Origin of the sequence: Pseudothauera nasutitermitis, assembly GCF_004801295.1 — a bacterium.
GTDB lineage: Bacteria > Pseudomonadota > Gammaproteobacteria > Burkholderiales > Rhodocyclaceae > Pseudothauera > Pseudothauera nasutitermitis.
Genome location: NZ_SSOC01000005.1, coordinates 489,447 through 504,522, shown reverse-complemented (window position 1 = coordinate 504,522; position 15,076 = coordinate 489,447). Strand labels below are relative to the sequence as shown.

At 68.9% G+C, this 15,076-nt stretch carries 12 protein-coding genes; 10 read left to right on the top strand and 2 right to left on the bottom strand.

Annotation, left to right across the window (positions count from 1 at the left end; all coding sequences use genetic code 11):
• Positions 1–82: 82 nt before the first annotated feature.
• The 6 genes from E6C76_RS15570 (at position 83) to E6C76_RS15545 (ending at position 8,093) form a co-directional block, all read left to right on the top strand.
• The gene (locus E6C76_RS15570; protein ID WP_136349142.1) at positions 83–892 is read left to right on the top strand and encodes a sulfite exporter TauE/SafE family protein; all 810 of its coding nucleotides are present in this window, start codon (positions 83–85) and stop codon (positions 890–892) included.
• Positions 893–1,099: 207 nt separating this feature from the next.
• Positions 1,100–2,989, top strand: a complete 1,890-nt coding sequence (locus E6C76_RS15565; protein WP_168734360.1) for a sensor histidine kinase — start codon at positions 1,100–1,102, stop codon at positions 2,987–2,989.
• A complete protein-coding gene (locus tag E6C76_RS15560) occupies positions 2,982–4,355 on the top strand; it encodes a sigma-54-dependent transcriptional regulator (protein WP_136349140.1) in 1,374 nt (457 codons plus the stop codon). The genes E6C76_RS15565 and E6C76_RS15560 overlap by 8 nt, the downstream gene beginning before the upstream one ends.
• 221 nt (positions 4,356–4,576) lie before the next feature.
• Positions 4,577–5,548 carry a TAXI family TRAP transporter solute-binding subunit gene (locus E6C76_RS15555; protein ID WP_136349139.1) on the top strand — a complete coding sequence of 324 codons (972 nt, stop codon included), beginning with the start codon at positions 4,577–4,579 and terminating at the stop codon, positions 5,546–5,548.
• 12 nt (positions 5,549–5,560) lie between these two features.
• Positions 5,561–6,058 (top strand): DUF1850 domain-containing protein, encoded by a 498-nt coding sequence (locus tag E6C76_RS15550; protein ID WP_136349138.1) that lies wholly within the window; start codon positions 5,561–5,563, stop codon positions 6,056–6,058.
• Between the two features lie 7 nt (positions 6,059–6,065).
• The gene (locus E6C76_RS15545; RefSeq protein WP_136349137.1) at positions 6,066–8,093 is read left to right on the top strand and encodes a TRAP transporter permease; all 2,028 of its coding nucleotides are present in this window, start codon (positions 6,066–6,068) and stop codon (positions 8,091–8,093) included.
• 13 nt (positions 8,094–8,106) lie between these two features.
• On the opposite strand, the gene E6C76_RS15540 is transcribed toward E6C76_RS15545, so the two are convergent.
• Positions 8,107–8,889 (bottom strand): enoyl-CoA hydratase/isomerase family protein, encoded by a 783-nt coding sequence (locus E6C76_RS15540; protein ID WP_136349136.1) that lies wholly within the window; start codon positions 8,887–8,889, stop codon positions 8,107–8,109.
• Positions 8,890–9,098: 209 nt separating this feature from the next.
• Between E6C76_RS15540 and E6C76_RS15535 the strand changes: the two genes are divergently transcribed.
• From E6C76_RS15535 to E6C76_RS15520, 4 genes are all read left to right on the top strand, one after another.
• On the top strand, positions 9,099–9,407 hold the full coding sequence (locus tag E6C76_RS15535; protein WP_136349254.1) for a DUF485 domain-containing protein: 309 nt from the start codon (positions 9,099–9,101) through the stop codon (positions 9,405–9,407).
• Complete coding sequence (locus E6C76_RS15530) at positions 9,407–11,089, top strand: cation acetate symporter (RefSeq protein WP_136349253.1); 1,683 nt, start codon at positions 9,407–9,409, stop codon at positions 11,087–11,089. The genes E6C76_RS15535 and E6C76_RS15530 overlap by 1 nt, the downstream gene beginning before the upstream one ends.
• Positions 11,090–11,224: 135 nt before the next feature.
• A complete protein-coding gene (gene fumC, locus E6C76_RS15525; protein WP_136349135.1) occupies positions 11,225–12,625 on the top strand; it encodes a class II fumarate hydratase in 1,401 nt (466 codons plus the stop codon).
• A 191-nt stretch (positions 12,626–12,816) separates the two neighbouring features.
• A complete protein-coding gene (locus E6C76_RS15520) occupies positions 12,817–14,133 on the top strand; it encodes a hemolysin family protein (protein ID WP_211090240.1) in 1,317 nt (438 codons plus the stop codon).
• 41 nt (positions 14,134–14,174) lie between these two features.
• On the opposite strand, the gene E6C76_RS15515 is transcribed toward E6C76_RS15520, so the two are convergent.
• On the bottom strand, positions 14,175–14,846 hold the full coding sequence (locus E6C76_RS15515) for a GntR family transcriptional regulator (RefSeq protein ID WP_136349134.1): 672 nt from the start codon (positions 14,844–14,846) through the stop codon (positions 14,175–14,177).
• Positions 14,847–15,076 lie beyond the last annotated feature (230 nt).

Genomic DNA, 15,076 nt, shown 5'->3' with positions numbered 1-15,076 from the left:
CGCCGCAAGGGTGACAGCGGGCCGGGGAGGACTTCACAATTCACCCTTTGCACGCGCCGTCGGCGCTGGGCGGGGAAAGACGATGAGTTTCGATGCATGGTGGCTGACCTACCTGGCCCTCGGGGCCTTCGTGGGGTTCTTTGCCGGGCTGCTCGGCATCGGCGGCGGCGGCATCATGGTGCCGATGCTGACCACGCTGTTCCTGGCCCAGGGCTTTCCGCTCGAGCACGTGGTACACCTGTCACTGGGCACCTCGATGGCGGCCATCGTGCTCACCTCCATCTCCAGCCTGCGTGCCCACCACGCCCACGGCGCGGTGCATTGGAACATCGTGCGCGCGATCACCCCCGGCATCCTCGTCGGTACCTTCGGCGCCACCTTCCTGGCCGCGCGCGCGAGCACCGAGGGGCTGGCGATCTTCTTCGCCTGCTTCATGGCCTACGTGTCGCTGCAGATGCTCGCCAACGTCAAGCCCAAGCCGTCGCGCGGCCTGCCCGGTCCGCTGGGCATGGGCGCGGTGGGCGTGGGCATCGGCGGCATCTCGGCGCTGGTGGCGATCGGCGGCGGTTCACTGTCCGTGCCCTTCATGACCTGGTGCAACGTGAAGATGCAGGAGGCCATCGGCACCTCGGCGGCCATCGGCCTGCCCATCGCGCTGGCCGGCGCCCTCGGCTACCTGATCAACGGCTGGGGCGCCTCCGGGCTGCCGCCGTTCAGCCTGGGCTACGTCTATCTGCCCGCACTGGTGCTGGTTTCGCTGGTGAGCATGTGGACCGCGCCCGTCGGCGCGCGCCTGGCGCACCGCCTGCCGGTCGCCATCCTGAAGAAGATCTTCGCCGGCGTGCTGATGCTGCTGTGCCTGAAGATGCTGCACGGCATCTTCTTCTCCTGATCCGTCCCGTTTCGCACGTTTCCCCGACGCCCGTCCAGCGTATCGGGGCGAATGCCCATTGCCACGGGCAGCGCTACGTGGTTAGGCTCTGACTGGTGCGCGCGACGGAACGCCCGATCGCTCCGCGCCCGCATCCGGCTCCGCATGGAAGCCGGTGGCCGCCCGCGCAGCATGGCGCGCGGTCCGACAAGAACGAGGAGACCTACCGTGCGCGCCATCACCGCTGTCGCGCTTTCCGCCTGGCGGCCGTACACCGGGGCGCTTGCGCGCCGCGTGGTGGACGGCCGCTGGCGGGGAGCCCTGGCGCTGCTGGCCGTGCTTGCCGTGATCGCGGCGGGCGCGGCGGCGGCGCGCTTCGCCTGGGAGCAGGCCGAACTGCGCAAGGTGCGCGAGACCGGCGCCCACCGCCTGGTGGCCGTGGTGGAGAACCTGCGCGCCAGCGTCGCGCGCGAGGCGCACCTGCCTCTGATGCTGGCGCTCGACCCCGACGTGCAGGCCACGCTGGTCGAACCGGGCGCCACGCGCATCGACGCGCTCAACCGCAAGCTGGCGACCATCGGCGCGGCCGCCGGGGTGGCCGCGCTGTACGTCATGGACCCGGCCGGCGACACCGTGGCGGCGAGCAACTGGAACCAGCCGGGCAGCTTCGTCGGCCAGCATTACGGTTTCCGGCCGTACTTCCGCGACGCGGTGGCGAACGGGCGTGGGGGCTATTTCGGCATCGGCGTGACCACCGGGCGCGCGGGCTACTTCCTGTCGCGCGCAGTGGTCACCGATGAACTGGTCGGCGTGGCCGTCGCCAAGGTCGAGTTCGGCGAACAGGAAGCGGTCTGGCAGGGCGCCCGCGAACACGTGCTGGTCACCGACCGCCACGGCATCGTCTTCCTCGCCAGCGAAGCGCACTGGAAGTACCGCAAGCTGGCCGCGTTGGACGACGCCATGCGCGCGGAGATCGAACGCAGCCAGCAGTACGCCGGCGCGGCGCTGGACCTGCTGCCCGCCACCCGGCTGGCCAGCGGCGCGCTGGGCGAGGTGGTGCGCATCGACGATCCGCCCGACGGCCGGCTGTACCTGGAGCAGTCTGCCGAACTGGCCGAACTGGGCTGGACGGTGCATCAATTCACCGATCTCGACGGCGTGATGGCAGCGCGCCGCGACGGTGCGCTGATCGGCGGCATCGCCAGCGCGCTGGTGATCGCCATCGGCCTGTATCTGCGCCAGCGCCGCCGCACGCGCGCGGCCGAGCGCCGTGCCCGCGTGCAGCTCGAAGAGCGCGTGGTGGCGCGTACCCGGGAACTGCGCGAGGCCAATGCGCAGTTGCAGGGCGAGATCGAGGAACGCAGGCGTGCCGAGGCCGAACTGCGCAGTGCGCAGGACGATCTGCTGCAGGCCGGCCGGCTGGCCGCGCTGGGGCAGATGTCGGCGGCCATCGCCCATGAGATCAACCAGCCGCTGGCCGCCATGCGCACCTACGCAGCCAGCGGGCGCGTGCTGCTCGAGCGCGGGCAGGCTGGCGAGGTGGGCGCCAATCTGCACGCCATCGGCGACCTGGCTGAACGCATGGCGCGCATCACCGCGCATCTGAAGACCTTTGCGCGCAAGGACGACCCCGGCGCCGGGGGGGCGGTGGATGCGGCGCGCGCGGCCGAACGCGCGCTGGAACTGGTCGAGGCGCGCGCCCGCGATGCGGGGGTGGAGATCGTCCGCCAGATCGCCGCTGGCGCGTGGACGGCGGGCAGTGAAATCCGCCTGGAGCAGGTCGTCGTCAATCTGCTCAACAACGCGCTGGACGCGGTCGGCAGCCAGCCCGGCGCGCGCGTGGAACTGGTGGTGCAGCGCGCCGCGCGGGTGCGCATCGAGGTGCGCGACAACGGCCCGGGCTTCGCCGCCGGGCAGATCGGCCAGATCTTCGATCCGTTCTACACCACCAAGCCGGTGGGCGAAGGGCTGGGGCTGGGCCTGTCGATCACCTACGGCATCGTGCGCGACTGGGGCGGCAGCATCCGCGCGGCCAATCGCGCCGGGGGCGGCGCCGAGATGGTGGTGCTGTTGCCGCGCTGCACGCCGCCCGGCGTAGGGGAGGAAAACCATGAGTGAATCGCCCACGGTGTTGTTCGTCGATGACGAGGCCGCGATGCGCGCGGCGGTGGGGCAGTGGCTGGGGCTGGCCGGCTTCCGCGTGCAGGCCTGCGGCGACGGCGCGCAGGCGCTGGCCCGGCTGCACGCGGATTTCGACGGCGTGCTGGTGACCGACCTGAAGATGCCCGGCATGGACGGCATCGACCTGCTGCGCCAGGCGCTGGCGCTCGACGCCGATCTGCCGGTGGTGGTGATCACCGGCCACGGCGGGGTGGAGAAGGCCGTGGAGGCGATGCGCCTGGGGGCCTACGACTTCATCGAGAAGCCCTTCGCGCCGGAGCGTTTCGTCGAGGTGCTGCGGCGCGCGGCGGAGAAGCGCCGGCTGACCCTGGAGAACCGCCGCCTGCGCCGCGAGGTGGGTGCGCGGGAGCTGGAGCACGTGCTGCTCGGCACCTCCACGGCGGCGCAGGCCTTGCGCGGCGCGGTGGCCGAGCTGGCGGCCGCCGACGTCGGCGTGGTGCTGGTCGGCGAGACCGGCACGGGCAAGGATCTGGTGGCGCGCTGCCTGCACGATTTCGGCCCGCGTCGCGACGGGCGCTACGTGGCCATCAACTGCGCGGCGGTGCCCGAGAGCATGGTGGAAAGCGAGCTGTTCGGCCACGAGGCGGGGGCGTTCACCGGCGCCGCGCGCGCCCGTTGCGGCAAGCTGGAGCACGCCCACGGCGGCACCCTGTTCCTCGACGAGATCGAGAGCATGCCCCTGGCGATGCAGGCCAAGATGCTGCGCGCGCTGCAGGAGCGCAGCATCGAGCGCCTCGGCTCCAACCGCGCCATCGCCGTGGATGCGCGGGTGATCGCGGCGAGCAAGCGCGACCTGCGCGAGGCCGGCGCGCGCGGGGAATTCCGCGCCGACCTGTACTACCGCCTGTCGGTGGTGGAACTGCGCATCCCGCCGCTGCGCGAGCGCCCCGAGGACATCGCCCTGCTGTTCGAATTCTTCGCGTCCTCGGCGGCGCGCGCACACGGACGCGAGCCGCGCCCGGTGGGCGGTGCGCTGCTCGGCGAACTGCTCTCCCATCCGTGGCCGGGCAACGTGCGCGAACTGCGCAATGCCGCCGAGCGCCACGCGCTGGGCCTGGGCGGCGTGCTGCTGGCCGGCTTCGGCGCGGAGGACGCGCGGCCGTCCGCCGCCGGTGCCTCGCTGGTGCAGCAGATGGAGTGCTTCGAACGCCAGGTGATCGAGCGCGCGCTGGCCGAGTGCGGCGGGCGCATCCACGACGTGATGGCGCACCTGGACCTGCCGCGCCGCACGCTCAACGAGAAGATGGCGCGCTATGGGCTGGAGCGCGCGCGTTACCTGGAAGCGGAACGCAGCGAGCACTGAGGCCCGGCGTGCGGCCGCGGGCATGGGTGTGCGCGGAAATCCGCCGATGCCTGCTCGGTCAAGCGGCGGAGAACCGCCGAGATGCCATCGCGGGTCGCCGCGCAATCCCCGTTTTCGCCGGCCTTGCACCCTTGTGGGCGGGCTGGCGCGCTCCTTGCAGGCGTTTCCGGGCGGACGCCGCGTGCGTACCGCACATAAATCAAAAACATCGGAGACGACTCATGAAACGCTTTGGACTGTCGGCCATCCTGGCCGCCACGCTGGCCATTTCCGCCGCGCCCGCGGCCGCGCAGCAGCAACTGTCGATCGCCACCGGCGGCACCGGCGGGGTGTATTACCCGCTCGGCGGCGGTTTCGCCGAACTCATCAACCGCCACATCGACGGCTACAGCGCGGTGGCCGAGGTCACTGGCGCCTCGGTGGAGAACATGGCGCTGGTGCATAGCGGCGACTCCGACATGGCGATCGCCCTGGGCGACACGGTGAGCCAGGCGTATCGCGGCGAAGGGCAGTTCCAGAACCGCCGTGCGCCCGGCCTGCGCGCGCTGGCCTCGCTGTACCCGAATGCGGTGCAGATCGTGCTGCCGGGCAATTCCACCATCCGCTCGCTGGCCGACCTGAAGGGCAAGCGCGTGTCGGTGGGCGCGCCGGGCAGCGGCACCGAGGTCAATGCGCGCGTGCTGTTCGAGTCCAACGGCGTCACCTACGCCGACCTGGCCGCCGCCCAGCGCCTGAACTTCAACGAGACCGCCGACGCGCTGCGCGACGGCGACATCGACGCCGGGGTGTGGAGCGTGGGGCCGCCCACCAGCTCGATCATGAACCTGGCCGCCAGCCGTTCCATCAAGCTGCTGTCGCTGTCGCCGGAAGAAGTCGCCAAGGCGCGCGCGGCGGAGCCGATCTTCGCCGAGTTCACGCTGCCCAAGGGCATCTACGACGGCGTGGCCGAGGACGTGCGCACCGTGGGCATTCCCAACGTGCTGGTGGTCAATGCCGACATGTCCGACGACCTGGCCTACCGCCTCACCAAGCTGCTCTATGAGCGCGTGGACGACCTGATCGCCATCCATTCGGCGGCGCGCGACACCACGGTGGACTTCACCCTGGGCTCCAGCCCGATTCCGCTGCACCCCGGCGCGCTGCGCTACTACCAGGAGATCGGCGCCAGCGTGCCGGCGCAACTGCGTCCGTAAGGCGCCACGGCCATGTTCCGCGCGCGGCGGCGCGCGCTGGCCGGCCTGCTGTGCGCGGCCGCCGTGCTTCCGGCGGCGGCCGTGGCCGGCGGGGCGGCGGCGCGCCTGCAGGTGCTCACGGTGGCCGGCGGCGAACTGCTGGTGGACCGGCCGCTGGCCGGGCAGGCGCGCTGGTGCGTGGCCTGGAACCACTCGGTGGCCGGCTTTGCCGTACATGACTGCTACCTCTGGCGCGACGGCACGCTGTGGCTGGAACGCAGCCACCAGCCCGACTTCGCCGCCGGCCTCGGCCATCTGGCCGGGCGCGGCGTGCAGCGTTCGGACGGGCAGGGCGGCTACTGGATCGAACACATCGACGAAGCCGTGCCCGGCAACGCCCTGCGCCTGCGCGTGGGTGCCCCGGCGGTGGCCCACCGCGTGCTGATCGACGGCGAGCGCATCGACCTGAGCGTGCTCGCCGCCCGGCAGGCAGTGTGGCTGCGCGTCGTCCCCCCTCTTCAGGATGAATGACCCGATCATGTCCATCGAATCCGGCCGGACGCCTCCGGCATCCTTCGAACCCGCGCGGCCGTGGGCGCCGTGGCGGCCTGTCGCGCTGCTCATCACCGTGCTGTCGGTGGTGCTATGCGTGTTCCAGATGTACGCCGCCGGGGTGCAGCCGCTGGGTCTGTTCTACCAGCGCAGCATCCACCTCGCGCTCATCATGATGATCGCCATGCTGGCCTTCCCGGTGTTCGGCCGGCGGCGCGCGGGCAACCCGCTGGGCATCGTGCTCGACGTGCTGTTCTTCGGCGCGGCGGTCGTTTCGGGTTTCTATCTGGCGATCTTCCTCGACGACATCATCGCGCGGGCCGGCTTCTGGAGTACCGCCGACATCGTGGTGGGCATCCTCGCCGTGGTGACGCTGCTGGAGGCCAGCCGGCGCGTGGTCGGCCTGGGCATCACCATCATCGGCCTGGTGTTCGTGCTCTACGCGCTGGCCGGGCCGCGCGGCGCGCTGCCCTGGCTGGGCGAGTTCATGCCGGGCATCCTGGCGCACCGCGGCTACAGCGTGGAGCGCCTGGTGGCGCAGCTCTACCTGGGGCAGGAGGGCATCTTCGGCCTGCCGCTGGGGGTGGCGGCCACCTACGTGTTCATCTTCGTGCTGTTCGGCGCGGTGCTGGAAGTGACCGGCGCCGGCAAGTTCTTCATCGACCTGGCCTATGCCGCCACCGGCAGGAAGCCCGGCGGGCCGGCCAAGGCGGCGGTGGTGGCCTCGCTGGGCATGGGCTCGATCACCGGCAGCGCGCCGGCCAACGTGGCCACCACCGGGCCGTTCACCATTCCGCTGATGAAACGCATGGGCTACAAGCCGGCGCAGGCCGGCGGCATCGAGGCGGCGGCCAGCACCGGCGGGCAGATCACCCCGCCGCTGATGGGCGCGGGCGCTTTTCTGATGGCCGAGTACACCGGCGTGCCCTATCTGGAGATCGTCAAGGTCAGCGTGTATCCGGCGCTGCTGTACTTCCTCACCGTATATCTGTTCGTGCACATCGTGGCGATGAAGAGCGGCATGCGCGGCATGGACCCGAGCGAATTGCCGGTGGTGCGCGAGGTGATGCGCGCCGGCTGGCACTTCCTGCTGCCGCTGGCGATCCTGGTGGGCCTGCTGGTGATGGGCCTGTCGCCGATGCGCGTGGGCTTCTACGCCATCCTGTCCATTCTCGCGGTGGCCGTGGCGCGCTATCTGTTCGAGGCGCTGCACCCGGCGCGGCGTGCGGCCGGCGAGTTGACTGCACTGCGGCCCACGCCGCTGGCCGCCGTGCGCCTGGGGCTGGGCAAGCTGGTGCAGGCCTGCGAGGTGGGCGCGCGCAGCGCGCTGATCGTGAGCCTGGCGTGCGCGGTGGGCGGCATCATCGTCGGCATCATCGGCCTGACCGGGTTGGGGCTGAAGTTCTCCTCGCTGATGATGACCTTCTCCGGCGGCAACATCGTGCTGGCGCTGTTCATCGTGCTGATCGCCAGCCTGATTCTCGGCTTCGGCCTGCCGGTGACGGCGAGCTACATCGTGCTGATCATCCTGGTGGGGCCGGCGATGAGCGCGGAGTTCGGCATTCCGCTGCTGATCGTGCACCTGGTGGTGTTCTGGTATTCGCAGGATTCCAACGTGACCCCGCCCATCGCCCTGGCGGCCTTCGCGGGGGCGGCGATCGCCGGCAGCCGGCCGGTGGAGACCAGCGTGTATGCGTGGAAGTACGCCAAGGGGCTGTATCTGATCCCGCTGTTCATGGTGTTCAACCCGGAGATCATCATAGGCGGGCCGGTGCTGCTGGTGATCTGGAACGGCGTGGTGGCGCTGGTGGCACTGGTGGGCTTCGTGGCAGTGCTCGAAGGCTATCTGTTCACCTGGATGGGATGGCCGTCGCGCCTGGCGCTGCTGGGCGCCGGCATCGCCTGCCTGGCGATCGGAGTATGGCCCGAGGTGGTCGGCATGGCGGTGATTTTCGCGGTGCTGGGCCACAACTGGCTGAACGCGCGCCGGGGGGCGGCGCGCGCGGCGGCCTGAACCGGGGCGCGCTTCAGCGCCCGCTGAAGCGCGGCGCGCGTTTTTCCAGGAAGGCGGCCAGCCCTTCGCGGTAGTCCTCGGTGGCGAGGAAGTCGAAGGCGGCGCGCTTTTCCGCCTCGCTCAACGGCGCGCCGCTGCCCAGGCGGCGCACCCACTGCTTGTGCCAGCGCGCCACCAGTGGGGCGCCGGCGGCGATGCGCGCGGCGCAGGCCTGCGCTTCGTCGAACACTTTCTCGTCGTCCACCACGCGCGTCAGCAGGCCTTTCTGCAACGCGTCGCGGGCGCTCAGGATGCGCCCTTCCAGCAGGATTTCCAGCAGCACCGCCGGGCCGACCAGATCGAGCAGGCCGGCCATCTCGCCCGGGTACATGGAGAAGCCCAGCTTGTTGATCGGCGCGCCGAAGCGCGCGGATTCGCCAGCGATGCGCAGGTCGCAGCAGCCGGCGATCTCCAGCCCGCCGCCGATGCAGGCGCCGCGGATCGCCGCCACGGTGGGAGTCGGGCAGGCGCGGATGGCGTCGAGCGCACGCGCCACCAGTTCGTCGTGGTAGTGCAGGGCGTCGTCCATCGTGGCGCGCACGGTGAGGAATTCCTCGATGTCGCCGCCGGCTGCGAAGGCCTGTTCGCCCGCGCCGCGCAGCACCACGCAGCGGGTCTCGGCGTTGCTGCCGAGGTCTTCCATGACGCGGCGCAGGTCGCGCCACATCGCGGCGTCGATGGCGTTGAGCTTGGCGGGATTGGCGAGGGTGACGGTGGCGATGCCGTCGGAGAGGCTGTGCTGGATGCGGCTGTTCATGAGTGGAAACAGTAGGTTATGGGATTTGTATAAATAAAATTTATGTGTTCATGAAAATATAACTGCGAGTCTTATAAATGTTATATATCATTCGAAGATTAGGCACATGGCACGCCGCGCGCAGACGGGGCGGCCAACGAGGAGGGTGGAGGAAGGCAACGGCTTTTTTCGTTGTTTTTCTCTGGAGGGAGGAAAAAGTGTCTAGTTCGATGTATGCGCACATTAAAAAGAATCCGCGCTTCGCGGAGTTGGTGAACAAGCGCGCCCGTCTCGTCTGGTCGATGATGGGCATCCTGTCGGTGTTCTTCTACGGCTTCGTGCTGCTGGTGGCCTTTGCCCCCGAGTTCATCGCCACCCGTCTGTTCGAGGGCAGCAACCTGACCTGGGGCATTGTGCTGGGTTTCCTGCAGTTCGTCGTCTTCCTGGCGTTGACGCTGGTGTACGTGCGGCGTGCCAACGGAGAGCTGGACGCACTCAACGCGGAAATCGTGACCGCTGCCTGGAGGGAGGGTCAATGATGACGCACGCGCTCAAGCTGTCCTCCCGCCTGGGAGCGGGGCTGCTGGCCCTGTCCGTGCCTGCGCTCGCGCTGGCCAAGCCGGCGCTCGGCGAGGTGGAGCGCCAGCCGCTCAACCTGCACGCCATCGCGATGTTCTTCGTGTTCGTGCTGCTCACCCTGGGGATCACCTACTGGGCGGCCAGCCGCACCAAGTCCACGGCCGACTTCTACACCGCCGGCGGCGGCATCACCGGCGGGCAGAACGGGCTGGCGATCGCCGGCGACTACATGTCGGCGGCCACGCTGCTGGGCCTCACCGCGATGCTCTACATGCAGGGCGTGGATGCCTACATCTACATGGTGGCCTTCTTCGTGGGCTGGCCGGTGATCCTCTTCCTGATGGCCGAACGCCTGCGCAACCTGGGCAAGTTCACCTTCGCGGACATCACCTCCTACCGCCTCAACCAAGGCAAGGTGCGCACGATGGCGGCGATCAGCTCGCTGATCGTGGTGTGCTTCTACCTGGTGGCGCAGATGGTCGGCGCGGGCCAGCTCATCAAGCTGCTGTTCGGGCTGGACTACAACATCGCGCTGTTCGTGGTGGGCGCGCTGATGATGGTGTACGTGACCTTCGGCGGCATGGTGGCGACCACCTGGGTGCAGATCATCAAGGCCTGCATGCTGCTGATCGGCGGCACGGCGGTGATGCTGCTGGCCTTCAGCCAGTTCGGCTTCAGCTTCCAGGAGCTGACCAACCGCGCGATGGAAGTGCACAAGCTGGGCACCCGCCTGCTCGCACCGGGCAGCCTGCTGGCCGATCCGGTCACTGCGCTGTCGATGGCGCTCGGGCTGATGTTCGGCATCGCCGGGCTGCCGCACATCCTGATGCGCTTCTTCACCGTCACCGATGCCAAGGAGGCGCGCAAGTCGGTGTTCTACGCCTCGGGCATCATCGGCTACTTCTTCAACGTGATCGCCATCATGGGGCTGTGCTCCATCGTCATCGTCGGCACCGACCCGAGCTTCTTCGAAGGCGGTGACGTCGGCGGCAAGGTGATCGGCGGCGGCAACATGATCGCCATGCACCTGGCGCAGGCGGTGGGCGGCAACCTGCTGCTCGGCTTCCTGTCGGCGGTGGCCTTCGCCACCATCTTGGCGGTGGTGGCCGGCCTGGCGCTGGCCGGCGCCTCGGCGATCTCCCATGATCTGTACGCCCGCGTGATCAAGAAGGGCACGGCCTCGGAGAAGGACGAACTGCGCGTCTCCAAGTTCTCCACCATCGGCCTGGGCATCGTCGCCATCCTGCTCGGCATCCTGTTCGAAAGGATGAACGTGGCCTTCATGGTGGCGCTGGCCTTCGGCGTGGCGGCCTCGGCCAACTTCCCGGTGCTGGTGCTGTCGATGTACTGGAAGGACCTGACCACGCGCGGCGCGCTGGCCGGCGGCTATCTCGGCCTGCTCAGCGCGGTCAGCTTCGTGGTGCTGTCCAAGTCGGTGTGGGTGGACGTGCTCGGTTTCGCCGAGCCGCTGTTCCCCTACACGCAGCCGGCGCTGTTCTCCATGCCGCTGGCCTTCCTGTCGGCCATCGTCGTGTCCCTGCTCGACAACAGCGCCGAGGCACAGCGCGAGCGCGAGGCCTTCGGCGACCAGTACGTGCGCGCGCAGACCGGCGTGGGCGCGGCCAGCGCAGCGGTGCATTGATCCTTGCCGCGCGGGCGGGAAACCGCCCGCGTCCGCACGACCGGACCCCGCCATTTGTGGCGGGGTTTTTCTTGGCGGATCGAATCGCGTGGGCCACGCTCCAACTATCCGTCCCCCCTTGCCGAGGAGAGCCGAATGAGCGCGACGCGTAGTGAAACCGATTCCATGGGTAGCGTGGAGGTACCCGCCGAACGTTACTGGGGCGCGCAGACGCAGCGCTCCGTGGAGCATTTTCCCATCGGCGTGGCGCGCTTCCGCTGGCAGCGCCCGATGATCCGCGCGCTGGGCGTGCTCAAGCGCGCGGCGGCCGAGGCCAATGCCGAACTGGGCGAACTGCCGGTGGATCTGGCCTTGCTGATCGTGCGTGCCGCCGACGAGGTCATCGCCGGGCAGCTGGACGGGGAATTCCCGCTGGTGGTGTTCCAGACCGGTTCCGGCACGCAGTCCAACATGAACGCCAACGAAGTGATCGCCAACCGCGCCATCGAACTGGCCGGCGGCGTGCGCGGCAGCAAGTCGCCGGTGCATCCCAACGACCACGTGAATCGCGGGCAGTCGTCCAACGACACCTTTCCCACCGCCATGCACATCGCCGTGGTCGAGCAGATCCACGCCCGCCTGTTCCCGGCCGTGGGCGCGCTGCGCGACACGCTGGCCGAGCGCGCGGCGTGCTTCGCCGACGTGGTGAAGACCGGGCGTACCCACTTGCAGGATGCCACGCCGGTGACCCTGGGGCAGGAGATCGGCGCCTGGGTGAGCCAGATCGACTTCGGCCTGGCGGCGCTGCGCAATGCCTTGCCCGGCCTGCATGCGCTGGCCATCGGCGGCACGGCGGTGGGCACCGGGCTGAATGCCCATCCACGCTTCGGCGAGGTGGCCGCCGCGCGCATCGCCGCATTGACCGGCCAGCCCTTCGTGGATGCGGAGGACAAGTTCTTCGCGCTGGCCGCGCACGATGCGCTGGTGCAGACTTCCGCCGCGTTGCGCACGCTGGCCGGCGGGCTGCTGAAGATGGCCAACGACGTGCGCTGGCTGTCCAGCGGGCCGCGCTGCGGCATCGGCGAACTGCGCATTCCGGAGAACGAGCCGGGCTCGTCGATCATGCCGGGCAAGGTCAATCCCACGCAGTGCGAGGCGCTCACCATGGTGTGCGCGCAGGTGTTCGGCAACGACGCCACGGTGGCCTTCGCCGGCAGCCAGGGCAATTTCCAGCTCAACGTCTACAAGCCGGTGATGGCGCACAACGTGCTGGAGAGCATCGAGCTGCTGGCCGATGCCAGCGAGGCCTTCGAGCACCATTGCGCGCGCGGCATCGAACCGGCGCGGGAACGCATCGCCGCGAATCTGGAGGCCAACCTGATGCTGGTGACCGCGCTCAACCCGCACATCGGCTACGACCGCGCGGCGGCCATCGCCAAGCAGGCGCACAAGGAGGGCCTGAGCCTGCGCGAGGCGGCGCTGGCTTCCGGCTTCGTCAGCGCGCAGGACTACGACCGCTGGGTGGTGCCGCTGGAGATGACGCACGCGGGCGGTTGAGGCTGCGGGCCGTCCGGATGGGGTTCGCGGGGGCGAAAATCGCCGATCGTTCGCTCCCGCGGATTCAGGTGCGGATGGGATTCAGAGGGTATGACAAAGGCGTTGATCGAACGCCCCGCATGGCACAGTGTTAGACTCCAGCATCCGGCCGGCCGTCATGAGCGGTCCGAACGTGCCGGCGAGGAGTCATCGTGTCGTTGCTCAACCATCTGTTTCTGATTCTCCTGCTGATCGCGGTCAGCGCCTTTTTTTCCATCGCCGAAATCTCCCTGGCGGCCTCGCGCAAGGTCAAGCTGCGCCTGCTGGCCGAGGGCGGGCACCCCAACGCCAAGCGTGTGCTGGCCCTGCAGGACAGCCCCGGGCATTTCTTCACCGTGGTGCAGATCGGCCTCAATGCCGTGGCCATCCTCGGCGGCGTCGTCGGCGAATCCGCCCTCTCGCCCTATGTTGCCGACCTGCTCGGGCGCATCTACGGCGGGCCGTGGCTGGATACCGCCAGTTTCCTGATCGCTTTCGTGCTGGTGACCTCGCTGTTCGTGCTGTTCGCCGACCTGATGCCCAAGCGCCTGGCCATGGTGCAGCCCGAGCGCCTGGCGCTCGCCACGGTGCGGCCGATGCAGTTCTGCGTCACTGTGTTCGCACCGCTGGTGTGGGTGTTCAACGGCCTGGCCAACCGGCTGTTCCGCCTGCTGGGCGTGCCCAGCGTGCGCAGCGAGGAGATCACCCCGGCCGACATCGTCGCGATGGCGGACGCAGGTGCGCAGGCAGGGGTGCTGCTCAACCAGGAGCAGCATCTGATCGCCAACGTGTTCGAACTGGATTCGCGCATCATCCCGTCGGCAATGACCGCGCGCGAGAGCATCGTCTTCCTCACGCTGAGCGAGCCGGAAGAGAGCACACGCAACAAGATCGCCGAACACCCCCACGGCAAGTACCCGGTGTGCGAGAAGGACGGCATCGATTCGGTGATCGGCTATGTGGATTCCAAGGACATCCTGCCGCGCATCGTCAATGGACAGAAACTGTCGCTGCGCACCGAGCCCATCGTGCGCAAGGTGCTCGTGCTGCCGGACACGCTGAGCCTGTTCGAGGCGCTGGAGCGCTTCCGCGACGCCAGGGAAGACTTCGCCATCATCGTCAATGAGTACGCCCTGGTGGTCGGCCTGCTGACTCTGCAGGACGTCATGAGCACGGTGATGGGCGATCTGGTCAGCCCCTTCCAGGAGGAGCTGATCGTGCGGCGCGACGACCATTCCTGGCTGATCGACGGCGTGACGCCGATCGAGGATGTCATGCAGGCGCTCGACATCGATGTGTTCGAAGGCTTCGAGAACTATGAGACGGTGGCGGGCTTCCTGATGTACCGCCTGCGCAAGGTGCCCAAGCGCACCGATTCGGTGGAGTACGCCGGCTACAAGTTCGAAGTGGTGGACATCGACAACTACCGCATCGACCAGGTGCTGGTGACTCGCGCCGGCACACCGGCGGCAGCCGAGACGCGCGACTGAGCGGCCGGGCGCAGTGGCACCGGGGGCGTTGCTTCCGGTGTTCAGGCAGCCCGGCTGCGCGCGCGGGCGATGCGCGCGAGTGCGGAGCGCCCGCCGCGGATATGCTCCTGCATGCGCAGTTCGGCCGCGTCGGCATCGCGTGCGAGCAGCGCGTCGAGAATGGCGCGGTGCTCGGCCAGTGACTGCTCCAGCCGGCCCTCCGAGAACAGCGAGTGGTGGCGCGACAGCTTGATGACCTTGCGCAGGTCGGCGATCACCTGCAGCAGCCAGCGGTTGTCGGCGATTTCCTGCAATTCGTGGTGGAAGGCCTGATTGGCCTCGAAGAAGCCGTTGATGTCCCCGGTGCGCGCGGCGCGCTCCAGCTCGGCGTGGATCTGCCGCAGGCGGGCCAGGCCGGTGTCCGAGGCGCGCTGCGCGGTGGCGCGCGCGCACTGGCCTTCGAGCAGGGCCATGACGGTGAAGATCTCGTCCAGATCGCGCTCGGAAATCTCGGTGACGTAACAGCCCCGGCGCGGCTTCAGGGTGACCAGCCCTTCGGAGGCCAGCACCTTGAGCGCTTCGCGCAGCGGCGTGCGCGAAATGCCGTACTGCTCGGCCAGCGCCTGTTCGTCGACCCAGGTGCCGGGCGGCAGTTCGTGGGAGAAGATGCGCTGGCGCAGGCGTTCGGCGACTTCCTGGTACAGCGCGAGCGGCGCGATGCGGGAGGCGGTCATGGTGTGTTTTTGTATTTGGTGTGAAGGTAGCGAACGCTACACCCAGAATGGGGCCAGGTGGCGTTGCATTCATAATTATGGATAAAGTATTATTTCTGGATTGCAACAAGTCAACCTTCCCCGCGCGGCGTAGCATGGGAGGTCCGGCGCCCCACGGGCGCCGGTGAAGAGAGAGGGGCTACGCTGCGCGCCGGGGCGTCGACGGCCGCCCGCGGCATTGGCCGCGGGCG

What these genes read in the sequence shown, in the direction of transcription:
- E6C76_RS15530 (WP_136349253.1), top strand. Translation starts at nt 9,407, where the DNA reads ATGACGCACGCGCTCAAGCTGTCCTCCCGCCTGGGAGCGGGGCTGCTG.
- E6C76_RS15555 (WP_136349139.1), top strand. Translation starts at nt 4,577, where the DNA reads ATGAAACGCTTTGGACTGTCGGCCATCCTGGCCGCCACGCTGGCCATT.
- E6C76_RS15535 (WP_136349254.1), top strand. Translation starts at nt 9,099, where the DNA reads ATGTATGCGCACATTAAAAAGAATCCGCGCTTCGCGGAGTTGGTGAAC.
- E6C76_RS15550 (WP_136349138.1), top strand. Translation starts at nt 5,561, where the DNA reads ATGTTCCGCGCGCGGCGGCGCGCGCTGGCCGGCCTGCTGTGCGCGGCC.
- E6C76_RS15515 (WP_136349134.1), bottom strand. Translation starts at nt 14,846, where the DNA reads ATGACCGCCTCCCGCATCGCGCCGCTCGCGCTGTACCAGGAAGTCGCC.
- E6C76_RS15545 (WP_136349137.1), top strand. Translation starts at nt 6,066, where the DNA reads ATGTCCATCGAATCCGGCCGGACGCCTCCGGCATCCTTCGAACCCGCG.
- fumC (WP_136349135.1), top strand. Translation starts at nt 11,225, where the DNA reads ATGAGCGCGACGCGTAGTGAAACCGATTCCATGGGTAGCGTGGAGGTA.
- E6C76_RS15570 (WP_136349142.1), top strand. Translation starts at nt 83, where the DNA reads ATGAGTTTCGATGCATGGTGGCTGACCTACCTGGCCCTCGGGGCCTTC.
- E6C76_RS15560 (WP_136349140.1), top strand. Translation starts at nt 2,982, where the DNA reads ATGAGTGAATCGCCCACGGTGTTGTTCGTCGATGACGAGGCCGCGATG.
- E6C76_RS15540 (WP_136349136.1), bottom strand. Translation starts at nt 8,889, where the DNA reads ATGAACAGCCGCATCCAGCACAGCCTCTCCGACGGCATCGCCACCGTC.